Below are 18,966 nucleotides of genomic sequence, written 5' to 3'. Positions count from 1 at the left end.
CATGCCTGCTGACTTCGAAACGATCAAGTACGAAATCGACGGGCGCACCGCCATCATCACGCTGAACCGTCCGGACGCCCTGAACGCGCTGAGCCCGCACATGATCAGCGAACTGCGAGCCGCCTACGACGAGGCCGAGAACGACGACAAGGTCTGGCTGCTCATTGTCACCGGCACCGGCCGCGCGTTCTGCACCGGAGCGGACGTCAAAGCCATTCCCGAAGACGGCAAGGTGATTTACGAACGGCCGTACCTGTCCACCTACGAGCAGTGGGAGGCTCCGCAAGAAGGCACCCCGCCGTTCCGCACCATGGCCAAGCCGGTGCTGACCGCGGTCAACGGATTGTGCTGCGGTGCCGGCATGGATTGGGTCACCACCTCAGACATCGTCATCGCGTCTGAGCAGGCGACGTTCTTCGATCCACACGTGAGCATCGGCCTGGTGGCCGGACGAGAGTTGGTCCGGGTCTCCCGCGTGCTGCCCCGTTCGATCGCCCTGCGGATGGCCCTGATGGGCAAACATGAGCGGATGAGCGCACAACGCGCCTACGAGCTCGGGTTGATCAGCGAGATCGTCGAGCCCGACCGCCTGCTGGACCGGGCTCGCGAGATAGCCGGGATCGTCAACTCCAATGCGCCACTGGCAGTTCGGGGAACACGGCTAGCCATACTGAAGGGCCTGAACGTGCCGCTGCACGAGGCCGAGATACTCGCCGAGACATTCCGCGAACGCGTGCTGCGAACGGAAGACGCGCAGGAAGGACCCCGCGCCTTCGTCGAAAAACGGAAGCCGAACTGGCGGTGCAGATGATGAGCGGCAGCGGATTCGAAACCATTCTGCTCGACGTCGACAGCACCGACCACGTCGCGACCATTACGCTCAATCGGCCCGAGCAACTCAATACGTTCAACCGCGCCATGTGCGAGGAGATGGCGCAGGCCTGGCGAGTGGTCAAACGCGACGAGTCGGTGCACGCCGTGGTGCTGCGGGCCGCCGGCAACCGGGCTTTCAGCGCCGGATTGGACATCAAGACGCCGTACGGTCAACCCGAAAATGTGTGGAACCACGAAGATCCCGGCGAGGCACTCAGCCCCAAGTGGCAGAAGATGTGGAAGCCGGTGGTGTGCGCGATTCAAGGCATCTGCACGGCCGGCGCGTTCTATTTCGTCAACGAATCAGACGTGGTCATCTGCTCGACGGACGCAACGTTTTTCGACTCGCATGTCTCCGCCGGTCTGGTCTGCGCGCTGGAGCCGGTGGGGCTGATGCGCCGCATCGGCCTGGGCGAGACGCTGCGAATAGCGTTGATGGGTAACGACGAACGCGTCAGCGCCGACACCGCGTTGCAGATCGGGCTGGTTTCCGAGGTGGTGGCCCCGGACCAGCTGTGGGCGCGCGCTCACGAGATCGCGGCGACAATCGCCGCCAAGCCGCCCTCGGCAACTCAGGGTACGGTGAAGGCCATCTGGGAGTCGTTGGACAAGCCTTACCGCGCCGCCATGGAACAGGGACTGATCTACACCCGGCTGGGTAACCCGCTGGGCAAGTCAGAATTGGATTCCACCGACGACGCGGTCCGGGCGGAGCCGAAGATCCGGTGACGGCCGATCACCCGCTCAGTCGACGCATCGCGCACGTGCTGGACCTACAGCCGGATGAAAACGCGATCGAGTATGACGGCCAATGGATCTCATGGCGACAGGTCGGTGACCTGGCACGGCACATCGCAGCCTTGACCACTGGGTATCGGGCTCACCCGCAGGTCGGGATGCTGCTGCGCAACCGGCCTGGCCACGTCGCCGCATTCCTCGGCGTGCTGTTGGCCGGCGGAACCGTGGTCACTGTCAACCCATCTCGGGGCGTCGAACGGACCCGAGCCGACATCGCCGCACTGCGCTTGCCGCTCATCGCCGGCGAGCCCGACGATTTGGCGACGTTCGTCACGGCGTCGCCCGACACCACGACAGTCCCGATTCCGGCTCTTCTCGATGCATCCGCCGCCACACCAGCGCCAAGCCCCGGCACTCGGCCCGTTGCCCGGCCGGACGTGGCCGTGCGAATGCTGACCAGCGGGACGACCGGCCCGCCCAAACGCGTCGACCTCAGCTACGACATGCTGGCGCATAGCGTGCTTGGACCCGAGCCGCACCGTGCGGACTTACCCAACGAGTTACGGCGCGGGGTGGCGATCGTCAACTCCCCGCTGGTGCATATCGGCGGCGTGTTCCGCGTGCTGCAATGCGTGGCGCAGGCGAGGCCCTTTGTGCTGCTGGACCGGTTCGACCTCGACACCTGGGCCGCCGCGGTGCGAAAACACCGTCCCCGCACGGTATCTCTGGTACCGGCCGCATTGCGGACCGTGTTGCACTCCGATCTGCCGCGCGCCGACCTGGCCAGCATCCGCGCCGTGACCTGCGGCACCGCTCCACTGGCGGCCGACGACGCGGACGCCTTCACCGAGAAGTACGGCATCCCCGTCCTGACGTCCTATGCCGCAACCGAATTCGGGGGCGGCGTCGCGGGTTGGACGTTGGCCGACTACCAACAGCACTGGCGAGCCAAGCGGGGCAGTGTGGGACGGGCCAATCCGGGCTCAGCGCTGCGGGTCGTCGACGACCGTGGCACACCGCTCGGCTCGGAACAGGTGGGTCTGCTGGAGGTCAAGCCGGGCCAACTTGGCCCGGCAGCGCCGTGGATCCGGACCACCGACCTGGCGCGCATCGACGACGACGGTTTTGTCTGGATCGTCGGACGTGCCGACCAAGCCATCGTCCGCGGCGGATTCAAGGTCATGCCCGACGAGGTGCGCGCGGCGCTGGAAAGCCATCCCGCGGTGGCGGGCGCGGCCGTCGTCGCGCGACCCGATGACCGACTCGGCCAGACCCCGGTCGCCATGGTGGAGTTGCGCGAGCCGGTCTCACCCGACGAGCTGGTCGAATTCCTGCGAAAACGCCTGGCCCGCTACGAGATTCCCACCGACATCGCCATCGTCGGTGCTATTCCGCGGACGCCGTCCGGCAAGGCCGATCTAGCCGCGGTCCGCAGTTATTTCAGCGATACCGCCGCCCACAGCGATCATGGCCGGTGATTCCCCCACGGTCGCGAAGACCTTGCGACGCCAGGCCGCCGCCCGGCCAGAGCATGCACTGCTGGTTTGCGACGACGAGCGCATCACCTACGCCCAGGCCGATCATCAGTCGGCGCGGCTAGCCCGGGGGCTGATCGCCCTCGGCGCCGGCAAGGGCACCCATGTCGGATTGCTGTACCCGAACGGCGTCGACTTTGTGGTAGCGATGCTGGCGGCGGCACGCATCGGCGCGGTGGTGGTCCCGTTCTCCACGTTCGCGACGGCTCGCGAGCTCAAAGAGCAGTTGGTCGACAGCGATGTCAGAATCCTGTTGTCCGCCGCCGCTTTTCGCTCTCACGACTACGTGCAGCGGCTTCGCGAGGGGGTATCCGAGTCCGACTTCGATTGCGACCGAGCGTTGTTCGTCGCCACCGTCCCACAACTGCGTCATGTTGCCGTCGGCCGAGACTTCGAGCGGGTCTACCAGCTCGCCGATACTGTCGACACGACGCTTTTGGCGCTGGAAGACGATGTCGACGGCTCAGACGTGCTGACCATCATTTACACCTCGGGGACTACCAGTGCTCCCAAGGGCGTAGTACACACGCACGCCGCCCTGTTGGATCACCAGAAGAACCTCAACGAGATCCGCGGCCTGACGGCAGCGGACAAGCTGTTCTGCAATTCGCCGTTCTTCTGGATCGGCGGATTCGCGTTCGGCCTGCTGGCCACCGTGGTGGCCGGGTCGACATTGGTCTGCTCCAACGCCGCCGATCCCGCCGCGACTCTCGATCTGCTCGAGCACGAAAAGCCGACTATCACAAATGGTTTCGCAACTGCCGTAGCGCACCTGGCCGCCCATCCTAGCTTTCCCGCTCGAGATCTGTCGTCCATGCGGCGGGGGAACCTCTACCCGATCATGGCACCCGACGTTCGGCCGGTCGACGCCGAATTGAGGCACAACATGCTGGGGATGACCGAAGCCGGCAGCGTCGTACTGATCAGCGGCGACGAATCCGACCAACCCGAAGAGCGGCGAGGATCATTCGGCAAGCCCGGGCCCGGATTTGAAACCATGATCGTCGAGCCCGACACCGGCCGCGTTTGTGGTGTCGGCGAAGTGGGCGAACTATGCATCCGCGGCCCCTACGTGATGCAGGGTTATTACAAGCGCAGCCGCGAAGAATGTTTCGACGCCGACGGCTGGTTCCACACCGGGGATCTGGTGCGCACCGACGCCGACGGGTTCATGCACTTCGCCGGCCGGCTCAGCACGATGATCAAAACCGCCGGCGCCAATGTCTCGCCGGCCGAGGTCGAGCAAGCCATCGCCAAATTCGGGCTGGCGGCGCATGTCGTGGGCATTCCCGACGCCGAGCGAGGAGAGCTGGTGGCGGCGGTGGTCGTCATGCCCGATGCGGCTGACACTTTCGACGAAGCGGTGTTGCGTGCGCAGCTGAAGGCGGAGTTGTCGGCCTACAAGATCCCGCGGCGCTACCTAGCCGTGCCGCGCGCGCAGGTCCCGCTGTTACCCAGCGGAAAGGTGGACACTCGGCAACTGAAGAAGCTCTTCGATGCTTGACACCATCGATGGATTGGTGCGACAGCAAGCCGCCCGTCAGGGCTCCAAGCCGATGGTCATCGATCCCGGCCGCCGGGTCAGCTACACCCAACTCGACTCGACCACAGCAGATTTGGCGGCGGGGTTTATAGAATCCGGGGTGAGCAAGGGTACCCGGGTCGGGTTGATCATGCCCAACAACTCTCGGTGGGTGCAGATCGCGATCGCGCTGACGCGCATCGGTGCCGTCTTGGTTCCGCTGAGTACCCTGCTGCGCACCGGCGAACTGATCGCGCAGCTGCGCACGGCTGCGGTGCAGTTCTTGGTGAGCGTCGAAGAGTTTCGTGGACACCGCTATCTGGACGACGTCGCGCCGTTCGACGGCACCGAACTGCCTGCACTACGCCAAATTTGGTCACTCGACCAGGTTGCGCGGTTCAGCGCGGGCGAGCGCGCTCGTGGGATCGTCGACGCCATGAGCCAGGCGGTAACCCGTGCCGATCCACTGGCCATCATGTTCACGTCGGGCAGCAGCGGGTCGCCCAAAGGGGTCTGGCATTCGCACGGCAACGCTTTGGGCGCCGTGCAATCGGGCCTCGCGGCGCGCTGCATCACCGCGGATACTCGGCTCTACCTGCCGATGCCGTTCTTCTGGGTCGGCGGCTTCGGCAGCGGAATATTGTCCACGCTGCTGGCGGGCGCCACCTTGGTGACCGAGGAGATCCCGCGACCTGAAACGACCCTGCGCCTGCTGGAAACCGAGCGGGTCACGCTCTTTCGCGGCTGGCCCGACCAGGCCGAAACCCTTGCGCGATACGCGGATGGCGCTGATCTCTCATCGCTGCGGCCGGGCAGCCTGGAGGCTCTGCTACCTCCCGAGCTGCGCTCACAACCCGGGGCGCGTGCCAACCTGTTTGGGATGACCGAGGCGTTTGGGCCGTACTGCGGCTACCCCGCCGACACCGACATGCCGCGTACGGCCTGGGGCAGCTGCGGTAAACCTTTCCCCGGCATGGAAGTTCGCATTGTCGATGACGATGGTGAACCGGTGCCGGCGGAAGCCGTTGGCATGATCCAGATTCGGGGACCGCACACCTTACGCGGCATCTGCCGTCGCAGCCGGGAGGACGTCTTCACCGCCGACGGCTTCTACCCCACCGGCGACCTCGGCCACCTCGACGAGCACGGATTCCTGTTCTACCACGGCAGATCCGACGATATGTTCAAGGTCAGCGGCGCCACCGTCTACCCTGCCGAGGTCGAACGGGCATTACGTGCCATCGACGGCGTCGACAACGCCTTCGTCACCAACGTGCCCGGCGTTAAGGGCGAGCAGGTGGGTGCGGCGATTGTGTGCAGCGGCGAGTTAACCGCTGAGCAGTTGCGTGCTGCCGCCCGTAAGTTGCTGAGCGCCTTCAAGGTTCCGACAATCTGGTTGCTGCTGAAATCCGACGCCGACGTTCCGCGCGGGGCCACCGGCAAGGTCGACGTTCATCGTCTGCGCGACATGCTGGCAGACGAATATCGACCTCTGGACATCTGACGACAGAATTCATTCCTTGCACACCGAAATCGGGAACGAGACGGCCGTTCCTGGCGTCTGAACAGGGTGAATGCTGTTGACACCTGGCAACACATTTGCGTATATACTGTGATGGCTACTCATATATATAGGACGGGACCGGCATGACCAAGCGCCTCATTGACATTGATGACGAACTCCTCGCGGCCGCCCAACGCGAACTCAACACGACAGGGGTTTCGGATACCGTTCGAGCCGCCCTCCAACAGGCGGCTGTTATGGCCGCGCGAGCACGCGAGATCGACTGGCTGCGGTCGGGCGGGTTGGCAGAATTGGCTGACCCCGAGCAACGCAAGCGTGTATGGCGCTAGTTGCCAGCTACCTTGTCGACACTAGCGCCGCGGCGAGGATGCAGCATCCGGGAGTCTCCCAACGAATCGCGCCGCTCATTGCAGCTGGCCTGGTCGGCACCACCGCAGGACTGGATGCCGAGGCGCTCTACAGTGCTCGCACACCAGTCGAATACGAACAACGCTGGGCTGTTCGTCGCGATACCTACGAATACCTTCCTACCGAAGACGAGCACTGGCACACTGCACTTGGCGCTCAGCGCGACCTCGCTCGAATCGGGATGCACCCGTCGGTTGGCATCACCGACCTGCTTACTGCGGCCCTTGCCGCAGCGCACAACCTCACCGTCGTTCACTACGATGCTGACTTCGACATCGCGGCAACGGTATTGGTTTTCCAGCACCAGTGGGTTATGCCGCGAGGCGCCCTCTAGCACAGCGAGGGCCCTCACGACTTCACGCATATGTGACTATAATTTCGCTGAAGTAAACAGCCATCAAGGTGCGGAGTGCGGTATGGAGGTGGGCGTTCGGGAGCTGCGGGACCAGTTGAGCCGTCACCTGGCGGAGGTGCGTGAAGGGCGGACGTTGACGGTGACCGATCATGGACGTCCGATCGCGCGCATTGTGCCGGTACAACGGCCTACGAAGCTGGAGCAGCTCCGTGTGGAAGGCCGTATCCAGCGCGCACGAACACGCAAACGGCCCGCAGGCCGCCCGTTGGCCGCCGGCGGCACGGTCAGCGACCTTGTCGGCGACCAGCGTCGGTGATCGGCTATCTGGAAACGTCGGCGTTCGTGCCCCTACTCGACTCGGAAACCACGCCGCGCGCAGTGAGGTGATCGATCAGCGGAACCGCTCCGGCGGCAAGATGTTCCGACATCGCGGCCCGCGCCAGCTTGCCGTCGTGTTTTTCCAGCGCGGCCAACACCCGCCGATGGTCCTTGATTGACTGGTCAGGCCAGCCCTCGATCGCCGGGAAAACGGATTCGGGTGCGTAGCGGGTGATTTGGGACATCAGCTGGGCAAGTTTGGGCGAATCTGCGGCGACGTTGATAGCCCGGTGAAACTCGTGGTTGAGCCGAACCGTCCGCTCGTCGTCCTCGCCGGCATAGGCGTCCTCCAGCTGTGCCTGGATCTGTTTGAGGTCGCGCAGTTGTTGGTCGGTGATGTTGACGGCGGCCCGCGCGGCGAGCTCGCCGCCGACATGAGCCTGCACGTTGGCCACGTCGGCGAGATCTTGCTGGGTGACCGGCAATACGACAAAGCCCCGGTGCGGCTGCTGGTCGATCAAGCCTTCGGCCCGCAGCGCGAACAATGCTTCGCGTACCGGTGTGACGCTGATGCCGAGCTCCGCGGCCAGTTGGTCCAATCGGATGTATTGACCTGCGGCATAGGTGCCGTCGAAGACTCGGTTGCGGACAAACCGTGCCACGTCCTCCGAGAGTTGGGGCCGCGCAGCGAAATCCGGAACAGTCATCGCGTCACACCCGATACTCGGCGAGCAGCCGCTTGCTGATGATGGACTTCTGGATCTCGCTGGTTCCCTCGCCGATGAGCAGGAAAGGCGCGTCGCGCATCAGCCGCTCGATCTCGTACTCCTTGGAGTAGCCATAGCCTCCGTGAATGCGGAAGCTCTGCTGGGTGACTTCGGAACAGTATTCGCTGGCAAGGTATTTCGCCATGCCGGCCGCCAAATCATTGCGTTCGCCGGAGTCCTTCAGCCGCGCCGCGTTCACCATCATCAGATGCGCCGCTTCGACTTTGGTGGCCATTTCGGCCAGCTGGAATGCGATGGCCTGATGCTCGGCGATCGGCTTGCCGAAAGTGTGCCGCTGCTGGGCGTAGCGCACCGCGAGCTCGAAAGCGCGAATGCCGATACCACAGGCGCGGGCCGATACGTTGACCCGCCCAACCTCGATGCCGTCCATCATCTGGAAAAAGCCCCGACCCGGAACGCCACCCAGGATGTCTTCGGCGCTGGCCTGGTAGCCATCGAAGATGAGCTCGGTGGTGTCGATCCCCTTGTAGCCCAGCTTGTCGATCTTGCCGGGGATCAGCAGACCCGGCGCCACTTCTCCAAAGCCCGTTGGCTTTTCGACGAGGAATGCGGTGAGGTTGCGGTGCGGTTTGTCTGCTCCTTCGTCGGTGCGCACCAGCACGGCCACCAACGTCGAACTACCGCCGTTGGTCAGCCACATCTTCTGGCCGTCGATGGTGTACGTGCCGTCGGGATTCCGTTGCGCCCGGGTCCGGATCGCTGCGACGTCCGAACCCAACTCCGGCTCGGACATGGAAAATGCCCCGCGGCATTCGCCGGTCGACATCCGCGGCAGCAGGCGCTGCTTCTGCTCGTCGGTGCCGTGCTGACGCAGCATGTAGGCCACGATGAAATGGGTGTTGATCACCCCCGAGATGCTCATCCACCCGCGCGCCAACTCTTCGACGCACAGCGCATAGGTCAAAAGCGACTCCCCCAGACCGCCGTACTCTGGTGGGATCATCAGCCCGAACAGGCCCATTTCGCGCATCTGGTCCACGATGTCCTGCGGGTAGGCGTCGTTCCGCTCGAGTTCCGGCGCGTTGGGAATGATCTCCTTGTCGACGAATTGCCTTACCGTGGTGATGATCTCGGTCTGAAAGTCGGTCAGGCCGAGTGTCTGGGCAAGTCTGGTCATGTGCTGTCCCTCCTCCGGCTCAGCGGGCGATCGTTTCCGCGCTCGTCAAGCGCGCAATGTCCGCCGCCGTCAACCCCAGGCGTTCGGTCAGCACCTCGGCGGTGTCCTGTCCCAACGCCGGTGCGGGCGAACCGGCGGCGTGAACACCGTCGAACGCGATCGGCATCCCCGGCGCCAGATACTCGCCAATGCCGGGTTGGTCCAGCCGGGAGAAAAGTGGGTTGTCGGTGACCCGCGGGTCTTGCACAACCTGAGCGAAAGTGCGATACCGCTCGAAAAGCACCGTGGTCTTCGACAACGTCGCGCTGATCTCCTGCGCCGTGTGTTCGGCGAACCAGGTCGCGAATAACGCGGAGAGCACGTCGCGGTAGCGATAGCGCTCACCTTCGGCACCGAAGTCTGCACCGAGCGCTGCGGCAAGGGCCGACACCGCCTCCCCGGTCCCCGTCGTGTCGACCAGGTCTTGAAAGTGCCTGCGGGTCAACGTGACAACCATGAACGCGACTCCGTCCCGACTGGTGAAGTCCTGGCCGTACTGGCCGTAGATGGAATTACCCAGCCGTTCGCGTTGGGTGCCGTTCACTTGAGGTTCGGTCAGCAGACCCAGGTTTCCCGCCGTGGCCAGCGCCACGTCCTCCAGAGCCAGGCTGATGCGGGCACCGGTCCCGGTCTGGGCGCGGCGGTGGACGGCGGCGACCACGGCCAGTGCCGCATACAAGCCGCAGCACACGTCCCACGCCGGCAAGACATGGTTGATCGGACCGGCGTGCGTGGCCGGACCGGTGACCAACGGATAGCCGATGCCAGCGTTGACGGTGTAGTCCACGCCGGTAGAACCATCGCCGCGACCCAGCAACTGGACATGGATGACGTCGGATCGCTTGGCGGTCAACAGATCATGGCTCAGCCACGGCAGGACGGCATTGGTGACGACGATGCCGTCGCCCTCGAGGATCAGCCGCTGCACCAGCTCTTGCCCCTCCGGCGCGCGCAGATTGATGGTGGCTGAACGCTTCCCCTTGTTCAGGCCGGTCCAGTAGATCGATGTGCCGTTTGCCGACAACGGCCATCGCTGCACATCGGAGGCGCCCCCGATCGGGTCGATGCGGATCACCTCTGCGCCGAGTTGGCTCAGCGTCATGCCGCACAGGGGTGCGGCGACGAAGCTGGATACCTCGACGACGGTGACGCCCGCCAGCGCGTACATCGCTATGAAACCCGTTCGAAGATCGCGGCGAGACCCTGACCGCCGCCGATGCACATGGTTTCCAACCCGTATCGGGCCTGGCGGCGATCGAGCTCACGCGCCAACGTCGCCAGCATTCTGCCGCCGGTCGCACCCACCGGATGCCCGAGGGAGATTCCCGAGCCGTGCACGTTGGTCCGTTCGTGGTCGGCGGCGCCGAAATTCCATACCCGCATCACCGCGAGCGCTTGAGCGGCGAAGGCTTCGTTGAGCTCGATGAGGTCAATGTCGTTGAGCCGCAATCCCGCCTTGGCCAGCGCAGCCTCGGTGGCGGGCACGGGGCCGATGCCCATGATGTTGGGCGCCACACCCGCCGAACCCCAGGACACCAGCCGGACCAGCGGCCGCAGCCCGTATTCGCCGGCCTTTTCCGGCGTGGTCACCACGCACATCGACGCCGCGTCGTTCTGCCCGCTGGCATTGCCCGCGGTGACCGTCGCTTCCGGATCTTGGTCCAACAGAACGGGTTTGAGCTTGCTCAGCGACTCCACCGAGGTGTCGGCACGCGGATGTTCGTCGGTGTCGACCAACTCCTCGCCCTGCTTGGTAGGCACGGTGACCGGAATGATTTCCTGGGCCAGGATGCCGTCTTTTTGGGCTGCGACCGCGCGCTGATGCGAGCGGACCGCAAGTTCGTCTTGCTCTTGTCGTGAAATACCGTATTTGCGCCGCAAGTTCTCGGCCGTTTCCAGCATTCCGCCGGGCACGGGGTAGTTGCGACCGCCGGCCGTGACTCGCCCGCGCGCCAGCCCGTCATGCACGCGGACACCGGAACGTGCACCGCCCCAACGCATGTCGGTGGAATAGAATGCGACGTTGCTCATGCTTTCGCACCCGCCGGCGATGACCAGGTCCTGATCACCGTTGCCCACCTGCAGGCAGGCTTGGATCACCGCCTGCAGACCCGACCCGCACCGGCGGTCGACCTGCATTCCCGGAACCGTCACCGGCATTCCGGCGTCCAGCGCGACCACGCGACCGATCGCCGGTGCCTCACTGCTCGGATAGCAGTGGCCGAGAATCACGTCGTGCACCGCGTCGGGCGCCAGGCCGGTTCGCTCTAAGAGCCCGCGCAAGACGGCGACACCGAGGTCGACGGCGCTCTGCGACTTGAACATTCCGCCGTAGCGTCCGATCGGTGTTCGCACCGGCTCACATATCACAGCTTCACGCATGTCGGCTCCTGTTTTGATTGGCGAGCAGACGCAAAAGCACCCCAAATCGGCGCGAATTGGGTGCTTTTGCGTCTGCTCGCGCTACCTGTCATATGTGCCTGCCGCCGGTGACGTCCATCACGGTGCCAGTCATGTAGGACGACAGGTCGGACGCCAAAAACAAAGCGACGCTTGCGACTTCGCTGGGCTCACCGGCACGGCCCATCGGTACCTCGGCGACCTTGGAGTCCCAAATCCGTTGCGGCATCGCTTCGGTCATCGCCGAACGGATGAGGCCGGGCGCAATGGCATTCACCCGTACGCCCAGGTATGCAAGCTCTTTGGCGGCCGCCTTGGTCATCCCGACGATGCCGGCTTTGGCGGCCGAATAGTTGGTCTGGCCGACCATGCCGACCTTGCCCGATACCGACGACATGTTCACGATCGCGCCACGCTTCTGTTCGCGCATGACGGCCGCGGCCAGCCGAGTGCCGTTCCACGTCCCTTTCAGGTGCACGGCGATGACTTGGTCGAACTGTTCTTCGGTCATCTTGCGCATCGTCGCGTCGCGGGTGATCCCGGCGTTGTTGACCATGATGTCCAGCCCGCCGAAACGCTCGATGGCGGTCTTGATCAAGGCATCGACCTCGTCGGCCTTGGTGACATCGCAACGCACGGCCACGGCAACGTCGTCACCGCCGAGTCGTTTGGCGGCGGCCTCGGTCGCCTCCGCGTTCACGTCTCCGAGCACTACCCGGGCGCCCTCGGCAATGAACCGCTCGGCAATGGCGTAACCGAGGCCTTGCGCGCCTCCGGTTACCACCGCGGTCTGACCGCTCAATAACGACATCTGGGTACGTACCTTTCCTCGCGACAGCACCGTCGAACGAAAATCATATTTCATATAGGATCCTGGGCGGCAAGCGCCTGCCGAAGAGGAAGCATCTGCAATGACCACAGCCGAAAGCACAGAAGTCTCCGATGAAGACTTCCAGCAGATCCTGGGCCAAACTCGTCACTTCGTCCGCGACGTCGTGGTCCCGCGTGAGCAGGAGATCCTGGCCGACGACCGGGTGCCCGACGACTTGCGTGACCACGCCAAGCAGATGGGCTTGTTCGGCTACGCGATTCCACAGCGGTGGGGCGGCCTCGGCCTGAATCTCGTGCAGGACGTCGAGCTCGCGATGGAGCTGGGCTACACCTCCCTGGCGTTGCGCTCGATGTTCGGTACCAACAACGGGATCGCCGGTCAGGTCCTGGTGGGGTTCGGCACCGACGAGCAGAAGGGCCGCTGGCTGGAGCGCATCGCCTCCGGTGACGTCGTCGCCTCCTTCGCGCTGACCGAGCCCGGCGCCGGGTCGAACCCGGCCGGCTTGCGAACCAAAGCCGTTCGTGACCAACAGGATTGGGTGATATCCGGGCAGAAGCGCTTCATCACCAACGCGCCCGTCGCGGGGCTGTTCGTGGTCTTTGCTCGAACCCGGCCCGCCGACGCCCAGGGTCCCGGTATCGCGGTCTTCCTGGTTCCCGCCGACGCCGAGGGCGTCTCGGTCGCCGTTAAGGACGTCAAGATGGGCCAAGAGGGCGCGTGGACCGCCGACGTCAGCTTCGACGACGTCCGGGTTGGTGACGACGGGCTGGTGGGCGGCAGCGAAGACATCGGTTACCGAGCGGCGATGACGGCGTTGGCGCGCGGCCGGATCCACATCGCCGCGATCGCGGTGGGCGCCGCCCAGCGCGCACTCGACGAGTCGGTGACCTGGGCCGCCACCGCGACCCAAGGTGGTTCGCCGATCGGAAGCTTTCAGCTGGTGCAGGCCATGCTGGCTGACCAGCAAACCGGCGTGCTGGCCGGGCGCGCGCTGGTACGCGACGTGGCGCGGAAGTGGGTCACCGGCGAGGATCGCAGGATCGCGCCGTCGGCGGCCAAGCTCTTCTGCACCGAGATGGCCGGCAAGGTGGCAGATCTTGCGGTGCAGATCCACGGCGGAAGTGGATACATGCGCGGGGTTCCTGTCGAGCGCATCTACCGCGACGTTCGGCTGCTGCGGCTGTACGAGGGCACCAGCGAGATACAGCGTCTGATCATCGGCTCCAACCTGATCAAAGCGGCGCGGGGCTGAGATATACGCGCAAGCGCTGATGTTTTCCCGGTGGTGCTGCCGGATGCTGGCTAACATGAGCGAAATCGACCGACGGGCCTTGGACTAGAGCGACGCGGCGATGAACGAGCCCCTGCCAACCGGGACCGTGACGTTGCTATTGGCCGACGTTCAGGGCTCGACGCAGTTGTGGAACTCGCAGCCCGACGACATGACCGCGGCGATCGCGACCCTTGATCGGACATTGGCGGAGTTGGTAGGTGCCCACCATGGGGTCCGGCCGGTCGAGCAGGGTGAAGGCGATAGCTTCGTCATCGCGTTCAGCCGGGCCTCCGACGCGGTAGCGTGTGCGCTGGCCTTGCAGCGAGCGCCGTTGGCGCCGTTGCGCTTGCGGATTGGCCTGCACACCGGCGAAGTCCAGCTGCGCGATGAGAACAACTACATCGGACCGGCCATCAACCGAACCGCACGCATACGCGAACTCGCCCATGGCGGTCAGACCGTACTCACCGGCACCACAAGTGATTTGGTTGCCGACACGCTGCCCGACGACACATGGCTGACCGACCTGGGCACCCATCAGCTGCGGGATCTGCCCCGCCCAGAACGCGTTGTGCAGCTGTGCCATTCCGACCTGTGCAACGTTTTCCCACCTCTTAGGCTGCACGAAAGCCCGGAAGCCTCAGCGGCACAACATCTTCCCGCCCAGCTCACCAGTTTCGTAGGCCGCGACGGCGAAATGGCCGAAGTACGCGTCCTGCTTGCAGATCACCGGCTGGTGACGCTGACTGGAGCCGGCGGCGTCGGCAAGACCCGCCTGGCGGTGCAGGTCGCGGCAGCCGTCGCCGAAAGGTACTCGGACGGAGCGTGGTACGTCGATCTGGCTCCGATCGTCGATCCGGAGCTGGTCGCGGTGACGGTGGCCCGGTCGCTCGGTCTGCCGGATCAGCCGGGACGTTCTCCGGAGAAAGCCCTGCTTCAGTTCATCGGAGCGCGCCAAATGCTGGTGGTGCTGGACAATTGTGAGCATCTGCTGGATGCCAGCGCCGAGGTGACCGCGGCGCTGTTGGGCGGATGTCCGCGGCTGACGCTGCTGACGACCAGTCGCGAGCCCATCGGCGTGGCCGGGGAGGTGACGTGGCGGGTGCCGTCGCTGTCGCTGGCCGGCGACGCCATGCGTCTTTTCGGGGACCGAGCCGGCCACGCCCGGCCGGGCTTCACTATCGATGACGACAACGTTGCCGCGGTAGACGAGATCTGCCGGCGGCTTGACGGGATGCCGCTGGCAATCGAGTTGGCGGCGGCACGGGTGCGGGCATTGTCACCGCAGGAGATTCTGGCGGGCTTGCAGGACCGGTTCCGATTGTTGACCGGCGGATCGCGGACCGCGGTGCGCCGTCAGCAGACACTGCAGGCTTCGGTCGATTGGTCGCATGCGTTGCTGACGGAACCCGAGCGGTTGCTGTTTCGCCGACTGGCGGTGTTCGCCGGCGGCTTCGATCTGGAAGCCGGTCAAACGGTGGTCTGCGACCACGACTTAGCGCGCCACCAGGTGCTGGACCTACTCGCCTTGCTCGTCGACAAATCGTTGGTGGTGGCCGAAACAACCAGCGGCACAACGCGATACCAGCTGCTGGAAACCATTCGACAGTATGCGCAAGAGAAGCTCGGTGAATCGGCTGAAGCTGTGGCCGTCCGGGACCGACATCGCGATTACTACACCGCGATGGCAGCGGCGCTGGACTCGCCGTCGAACAGCGACATGGGGCTGCTGCTCGACCAAGCGGAGACCGAAATCGACAATCTGCGCGCCGCGTTCGCGTGGAGTCGCGAAAACCATGACACCGACAAAGCATTGCGGCTCGCCGCTTCGCTGCGGCTGTGGCTGACGCGCGGCCTCCTCAAGGAAGGATCGGACTGGCTCGACCTCGCTCTGGCCGACGCCGAAAGCGGGGGCGCCGATGTGACGCCGGCAGCGCTGGCACAGGCATTGGCCGACAAGGCATTCGTGGACAATATGCGTTCGCGGGAAAGCTTGCCGCGCGCACAACGTGCGCTAGCAATCGCACGCGAGGTTGATGATCCCGCACTGCTGGCACGGGTACTCACCACTTGCGGTCGGGTCGCCGGATGGGACGCCAAAGTCGCTCGCCCCTACTTATCGGAGGCGGTTGAGTTGGCCCGCGCTTTAGGCGACCGGTGGAGGCTGAGCCAAGTCCTTTATACCCAAGCATTTTCCGCATGGGTCGGCGCCGGAGACCTCGATACCGTGATTGCCGCCGGAAAGGAGGGCCGCGAGCTCGCCGAGGAGATCGGTGATCGGCTATTCGGGTGGGGGTGCCGCTGGTGTCTGGTGGGAGCGCGGTGGGTGACGGGAGATCTTGCAGCGGCCGAGGCGCAGGGTCGCGAATTGCTCGCCGAGGAGGACGCGGCGCACACGCTGATCTGGCAGGTCAGCACCCGATCCGCATTGTCCCTAGTCCTGGCCCACCAGGGACAGGCAGATGCGGGACGCACGATTGCCCTCGAAGCAGTCCGCGACGCCGCGGAGATCGGCCAGTATATGGAAGGCACGGTGTACGCGGGGCTGGCTTTCGCCGAGCTGGCCGGCGGAGATGTCGACGCTGCCGTGAAAGCCAGCGAAACGGCGCGCGAACGATTGGCCGACTTCGGGCCCATGCTGGCCACCACCTCGGCCAAGCCTGCGGCACAGGTCGCCCTCGCCCGTGGCGATCTGACGTCAGCGCGTCGCCTGGCGGATCAGGATGTGGCCGCCGCGACGGGCTGGTTCACGGTGCAGGCGCAGCTGACCCGGTCGCGAGTAGCTCTGGCGCAGAACGAGATCGGGCAAGCAGAACGCGACGCGCATGAAGCGCTGACACGCGCTGCCGAGATCGGGACACACCTCTTTGTCCCGGACCTACCGGAGATCCTCGGCGGTCTGGCCGGTGACGCAGGCAACCACTTGGAGGCGGCACGGCTATTCGGAGCGGCGCAGTCAGTTCGCGAGCGCACCGGCATAGTCCGATTCAAGGTCTACGACGCCGGCTATGAGGATTCGGTTGCCCGTGTTCGTAACGCTTTGGGAGAGATTGAGTTTGAGACAGCGTGGAACGCGGGCGTGGCCCTGTCCACCGACGAGGCCATCGCCTACGCACAACGCGGCCGCGGTGCACGCAAGCGCCCGCCCACTGGCTGGGACTCGTTGACGCCCACCGAACTCGACGTCGTCCGCCTAGTCAGCGAGGGACTCGGCAACAGAGACATTGGCGGTCGGCTGTTCATCTCCCCGCGCACCGTGCAGACCCATCTGACGCACGTCTACGCGAAACTTGGTCTCACCTCACGCATGCAGTTGGTCCAGGAAGCAACCCGCCACGTTTGACCTCAGCCGATGAGCTCCAGCGTCCCCAGATCGCGGATCGCCTGGCAACCCCGGCTCAGCATGGTCAGCACCATGTCGTCGCCGCGTTCGGTGGCCGTGGCGAAGGCGAAACCCAGCGCCGAGATCAGGACGGTCTGCGGCATCCCGAGCCGGTAATCGCGCCAACACGTTTCACGGTCATAGCCCGTGACGCCGTAGCCGATCAGCGCTTCGTGATAGGCGTTAACGAGGTCTTCTTCGATCGTCAGGCGCAGTTTCGAGTTCAGGCTGGTCGCCGTGAAGTAGGCCAGGTCCCGCGCAGGCAGGCCGGTACCAAGCGTCTGCCAGTCGACCACGGCAACGCGGGTGCGTTCCGGGTCGAACAGCAGGTTGTCCAGACGATAGTCACCATGCAGTAGGGCGAACCTGTCCGGCGCGGCAAGCAGCCATGGCGTCACCAAACCCATTGCTGTGGCGAATGTTTCGCGATCTTGAGCGCTCATCCGGTCACCGAGCTTGTCCAGCGTGATGTCGGCGCTCATCTTCGCCACCTCCCCGAGACCGCCGGCCGCAGCCTCGTCCGGGCGGGGAAATGCGATACCGGGCAAATCCAGCCAGAACGGATCGCACCAGCTGGGACCATGCAATCCGGCCAACGCCGTGACCGCCAGCCTTGCCTCCTGCTCGCCGCAGCCCGCGATCTGATCGCCTTGCACCGCGGGCGCCTGATCGGCCAGCAGCAAGGCGAATTCGGATGCGTCCTCGCTGATCCGGCAGTAGTAACACTGCGGCGTCGGCACCTGCACGCGGTCGGCCGCGGTGCTGTAGAAGGCGCATTCGCTGCGATACCCGATGACCACCCGGTCGCGCACGGTGTCGTCCTGGGCCGGCAGCTTGATCACGAAGGTAGGCGGCAGGTCACCTGGATCCCCGGCATATTCGGCCGATACGCGGTACGTCGCCCCGGTCTGCCCGGTACCGATGGCGACGACGTCGACGTCGGACACATCTACACCGAGTGCCGCCGACAGCCACCCGGGCGTGACATCGGCCGGGTACCGGGGAATCGCCATCGTTATGGCCACGTAGCCTCCCAGCGTAGAACGGACTACGAGGTCCGACTGACTGGTCAACTGTAAGGCATACGGGAATGGCTTAGTGCTTGGCGTCGCAGTTAAATCCGGCGGGGAAGTCACCGCACAGCGGCCGGTTCACGTCGACCCAGCCCTGGTTCGTGCAAATCGTGTAGGTCCCGTCGTCGTGGGGGCCGATGGTCGCCAGCCGGGCGCACTCACCGTGCGGCTTGAGTGGCGCGTTGACATGCACCCATCCCGCTCCGGTACACAGCGAATAGCCGGCGGCCTCCGGGACGACCGTGCCCACCGAGCTTCTCTCGCAGGGCGCCGACGGTGTCGCACCTGCCAGCGGTGGGGCAATGAAGGCCGTCGCGATGAACAACGGCGCGAGCGCGGCGGTTCGAAGGGCGATGCTCGCCATTGCTTGTCCCCCTACTCAGCAGCGATCAGTCGTTTGCTGTTGAAAGTACTTCGTCAGCCGGGGCCGCGTCATCACATCGGTGCAGTTGGGCGGGCTCACGGGCGCGTTTTGCGCCGGTGCCCTCAGAGGGTTTTAAATTGTCGCTCAGTCGTTACGCAGATGTTGCGGCGGGGACCGTGTGGGTACGGGTTGCGTCCGTTTGCAACTGTCATCATTTCACCCATGCTGTTTGAGCTCGCGAGATTTCTTGTGGTTATGCGGAATCGAGCACGCGGAATTCGTCGGCGCCCGTAAGCATTCGAACGCATTGTCCTCCGACCGATTACGCGTCCTTCGACACAGGTGGGCCCTCACGCTACGGCGCGCGTGAGAGGAGTCGAACCTCCTCAGCCCAAACGTTTTGGATTGCGCGGATGGCTTCTGC

The 18,966-nt window shown here is 64.8% G+C and carries 17 protein-coding genes; 10 read left to right on the top strand and 7 right to left on the bottom strand.

The features are described from left to right. The first annotated feature begins 1 nt into the window (after position 1). The 8 genes from AC5Y2L_RS05905 to AC5Y2L_RS05870 all read left to right on the top strand — a co-directional run bounded on the left by AC5Y2L_RS05905 (position 2) and on the right by AC5Y2L_RS05870 (position 7,272). A complete protein-coding gene (locus tag AC5Y2L_RS05905) occupies positions 2–811 on the top strand; it encodes an enoyl-CoA hydratase/isomerase family protein (RefSeq protein WP_499932581.1) in 810 nt (269 codons plus the stop codon). Next, positions 808–1,602 (top strand): enoyl-CoA hydratase/isomerase family protein, encoded by a 795-nt coding sequence (locus AC5Y2L_RS05900; protein WP_499932583.1) that lies wholly within the window; start codon positions 808–810, stop codon positions 1,600–1,602. Before AC5Y2L_RS05905 ends, AC5Y2L_RS05900 begins: the two co-directional genes overlap by 4 nt. Further along, on the top strand, positions 1,599–3,089 hold the full coding sequence (locus AC5Y2L_RS05895) for a class I adenylate-forming enzyme family protein (RefSeq protein WP_499932585.1): 1,491 nt from the start codon (positions 1,599–1,601) through the stop codon (positions 3,087–3,089). The genes AC5Y2L_RS05900 and AC5Y2L_RS05895 overlap by 4 nt, the downstream gene beginning before the upstream one ends. Next, entirely contained in the window at positions 3,079–4,650 is a 1,572-nt protein-coding gene (locus AC5Y2L_RS05890; RefSeq protein WP_499932587.1) for a class I adenylate-forming enzyme family protein, read from the top strand. The genes AC5Y2L_RS05895 and AC5Y2L_RS05890 overlap by 11 nt, the downstream gene beginning before the upstream one ends. Next, a complete protein-coding gene (locus AC5Y2L_RS05885) occupies positions 4,643–6,172 on the top strand; it encodes a class I adenylate-forming enzyme family protein (protein WP_499932589.1) in 1,530 nt (509 codons plus the stop codon). Before AC5Y2L_RS05890 ends, AC5Y2L_RS05885 begins: the two co-directional genes overlap by 8 nt. Before the next feature lie 143 nt (positions 6,173–6,315). Continuing rightward, a complete protein-coding gene (locus AC5Y2L_RS05880) occupies positions 6,316–6,522 on the top strand; it encodes a DUF2191 domain-containing protein (RefSeq protein ID WP_499932591.1) in 207 nt (68 codons plus the stop codon). Continuing rightward, complete coding sequence (locus AC5Y2L_RS05875) at positions 6,513–6,935, top strand: PIN domain-containing protein (RefSeq protein WP_499932593.1); 423 nt, start codon at positions 6,513–6,515, stop codon at positions 6,933–6,935. Before AC5Y2L_RS05880 ends, AC5Y2L_RS05875 begins: the two co-directional genes overlap by 10 nt. An 82-nt stretch (positions 6,936–7,017) precedes the next feature. After that, entirely contained in the window at positions 7,018–7,272 is a 255-nt protein-coding gene (locus AC5Y2L_RS05870; protein WP_499932594.1) for a type II toxin-antitoxin system Phd/YefM family antitoxin, read from the top strand. A gap of 4 nt (positions 7,273–7,276) precedes the next feature. Here the strand turns inward: AC5Y2L_RS05870 and AC5Y2L_RS05865 are convergent, their stop codons facing one another. The 5 genes from AC5Y2L_RS05865 to fabG all read right to left on the bottom strand — a co-directional run bounded on the left by AC5Y2L_RS05865 (position 7,277) and on the right by fabG (position 12,429). Continuing rightward, a complete protein-coding gene (locus AC5Y2L_RS05865) occupies positions 7,277–7,981 on the bottom strand; it encodes a GntR family transcriptional regulator (protein WP_499932596.1) in 705 nt (234 codons plus the stop codon). A gap of 4 nt (positions 7,982–7,985) precedes the next feature. Continuing rightward, the gene (locus AC5Y2L_RS05860) at positions 7,986–9,179 is read right to left on the bottom strand and encodes an acyl-CoA dehydrogenase family protein (RefSeq protein ID WP_499932598.1); all 1,194 of its coding nucleotides are present in this window, start codon (positions 9,177–9,179) and stop codon (positions 7,986–7,988) included. 19 nt (positions 9,180–9,198) lie between these two features. Further along, positions 9,199–10,386 carry a CoA transferase gene (locus AC5Y2L_RS05855; RefSeq protein ID WP_499932600.1) on the bottom strand — a complete coding sequence of 396 codons (1,188 nt, stop codon included), beginning with the start codon at positions 10,384–10,386 and terminating at the stop codon, positions 9,199–9,201. A gap of 2 nt (positions 10,387–10,388) precedes the next feature. Continuing rightward, positions 10,389–11,600 (bottom strand): acetyl-CoA C-acetyltransferase, encoded by a 1,212-nt coding sequence (locus AC5Y2L_RS05850; protein ID WP_499932602.1) that lies wholly within the window; start codon positions 11,598–11,600, stop codon positions 10,389–10,391. Between the two features lie 88 nt (positions 11,601–11,688). Beyond that, positions 11,689–12,429: a 3-oxoacyl-ACP reductase FabG gene (fabG, locus tag AC5Y2L_RS05845; RefSeq protein WP_499933184.1), complete on the bottom strand. Its 741-nt coding sequence runs from the start codon at positions 12,427–12,429 to the stop codon at positions 11,689–11,691. Positions 12,430–12,529: 100 nt separating this feature from the next. Here fabG and AC5Y2L_RS05840 point away from each other — a divergent pair, with 100 nt between their 5' ends. Beyond that, positions 12,530–13,702 (top strand): acyl-CoA dehydrogenase family protein, encoded by a 1,173-nt coding sequence (locus AC5Y2L_RS05840; RefSeq protein WP_499932604.1) that lies wholly within the window; start codon positions 12,530–12,532, stop codon positions 13,700–13,702. Positions 13,703–13,802: 100 nt separating this feature from the next. Continuing rightward, positions 13,803–17,066 (top strand): helix-turn-helix transcriptional regulator, encoded by a 3,264-nt coding sequence (locus AC5Y2L_RS05835; RefSeq protein ID WP_499932606.1) that lies wholly within the window; start codon positions 13,803–13,805, stop codon positions 17,064–17,066. Positions 17,067–17,068: 2 nt separating this feature from the next. On the opposite strand, the gene AC5Y2L_RS05830 is transcribed toward AC5Y2L_RS05835, so the two are convergent. Both AC5Y2L_RS05830 and AC5Y2L_RS05825 read right to left on the bottom strand, forming a co-directional pair. Further along, complete coding sequence (locus AC5Y2L_RS05830; protein ID WP_499933185.1) at positions 17,069–18,118, bottom strand: phosphotransferase family protein; 1,050 nt, start codon at positions 18,116–18,118, stop codon at positions 17,069–17,071. Positions 18,119–18,200: 82 nt separating this feature from the next. Further along, a complete protein-coding gene (locus AC5Y2L_RS05825) occupies positions 18,201–18,542 on the bottom strand; it encodes a hypothetical protein (protein ID WP_499932608.1) in 342 nt (113 codons plus the stop codon). Positions 18,543–18,966 lie beyond the last annotated feature (424 nt).

This window comes from Mycobacterium sp. NGS66, assembly GCF_059812225.1.
Note: the sequence above shows the minus strand (reverse complement) of the source record. Positions and strands in the feature narration are given on the sequence as shown.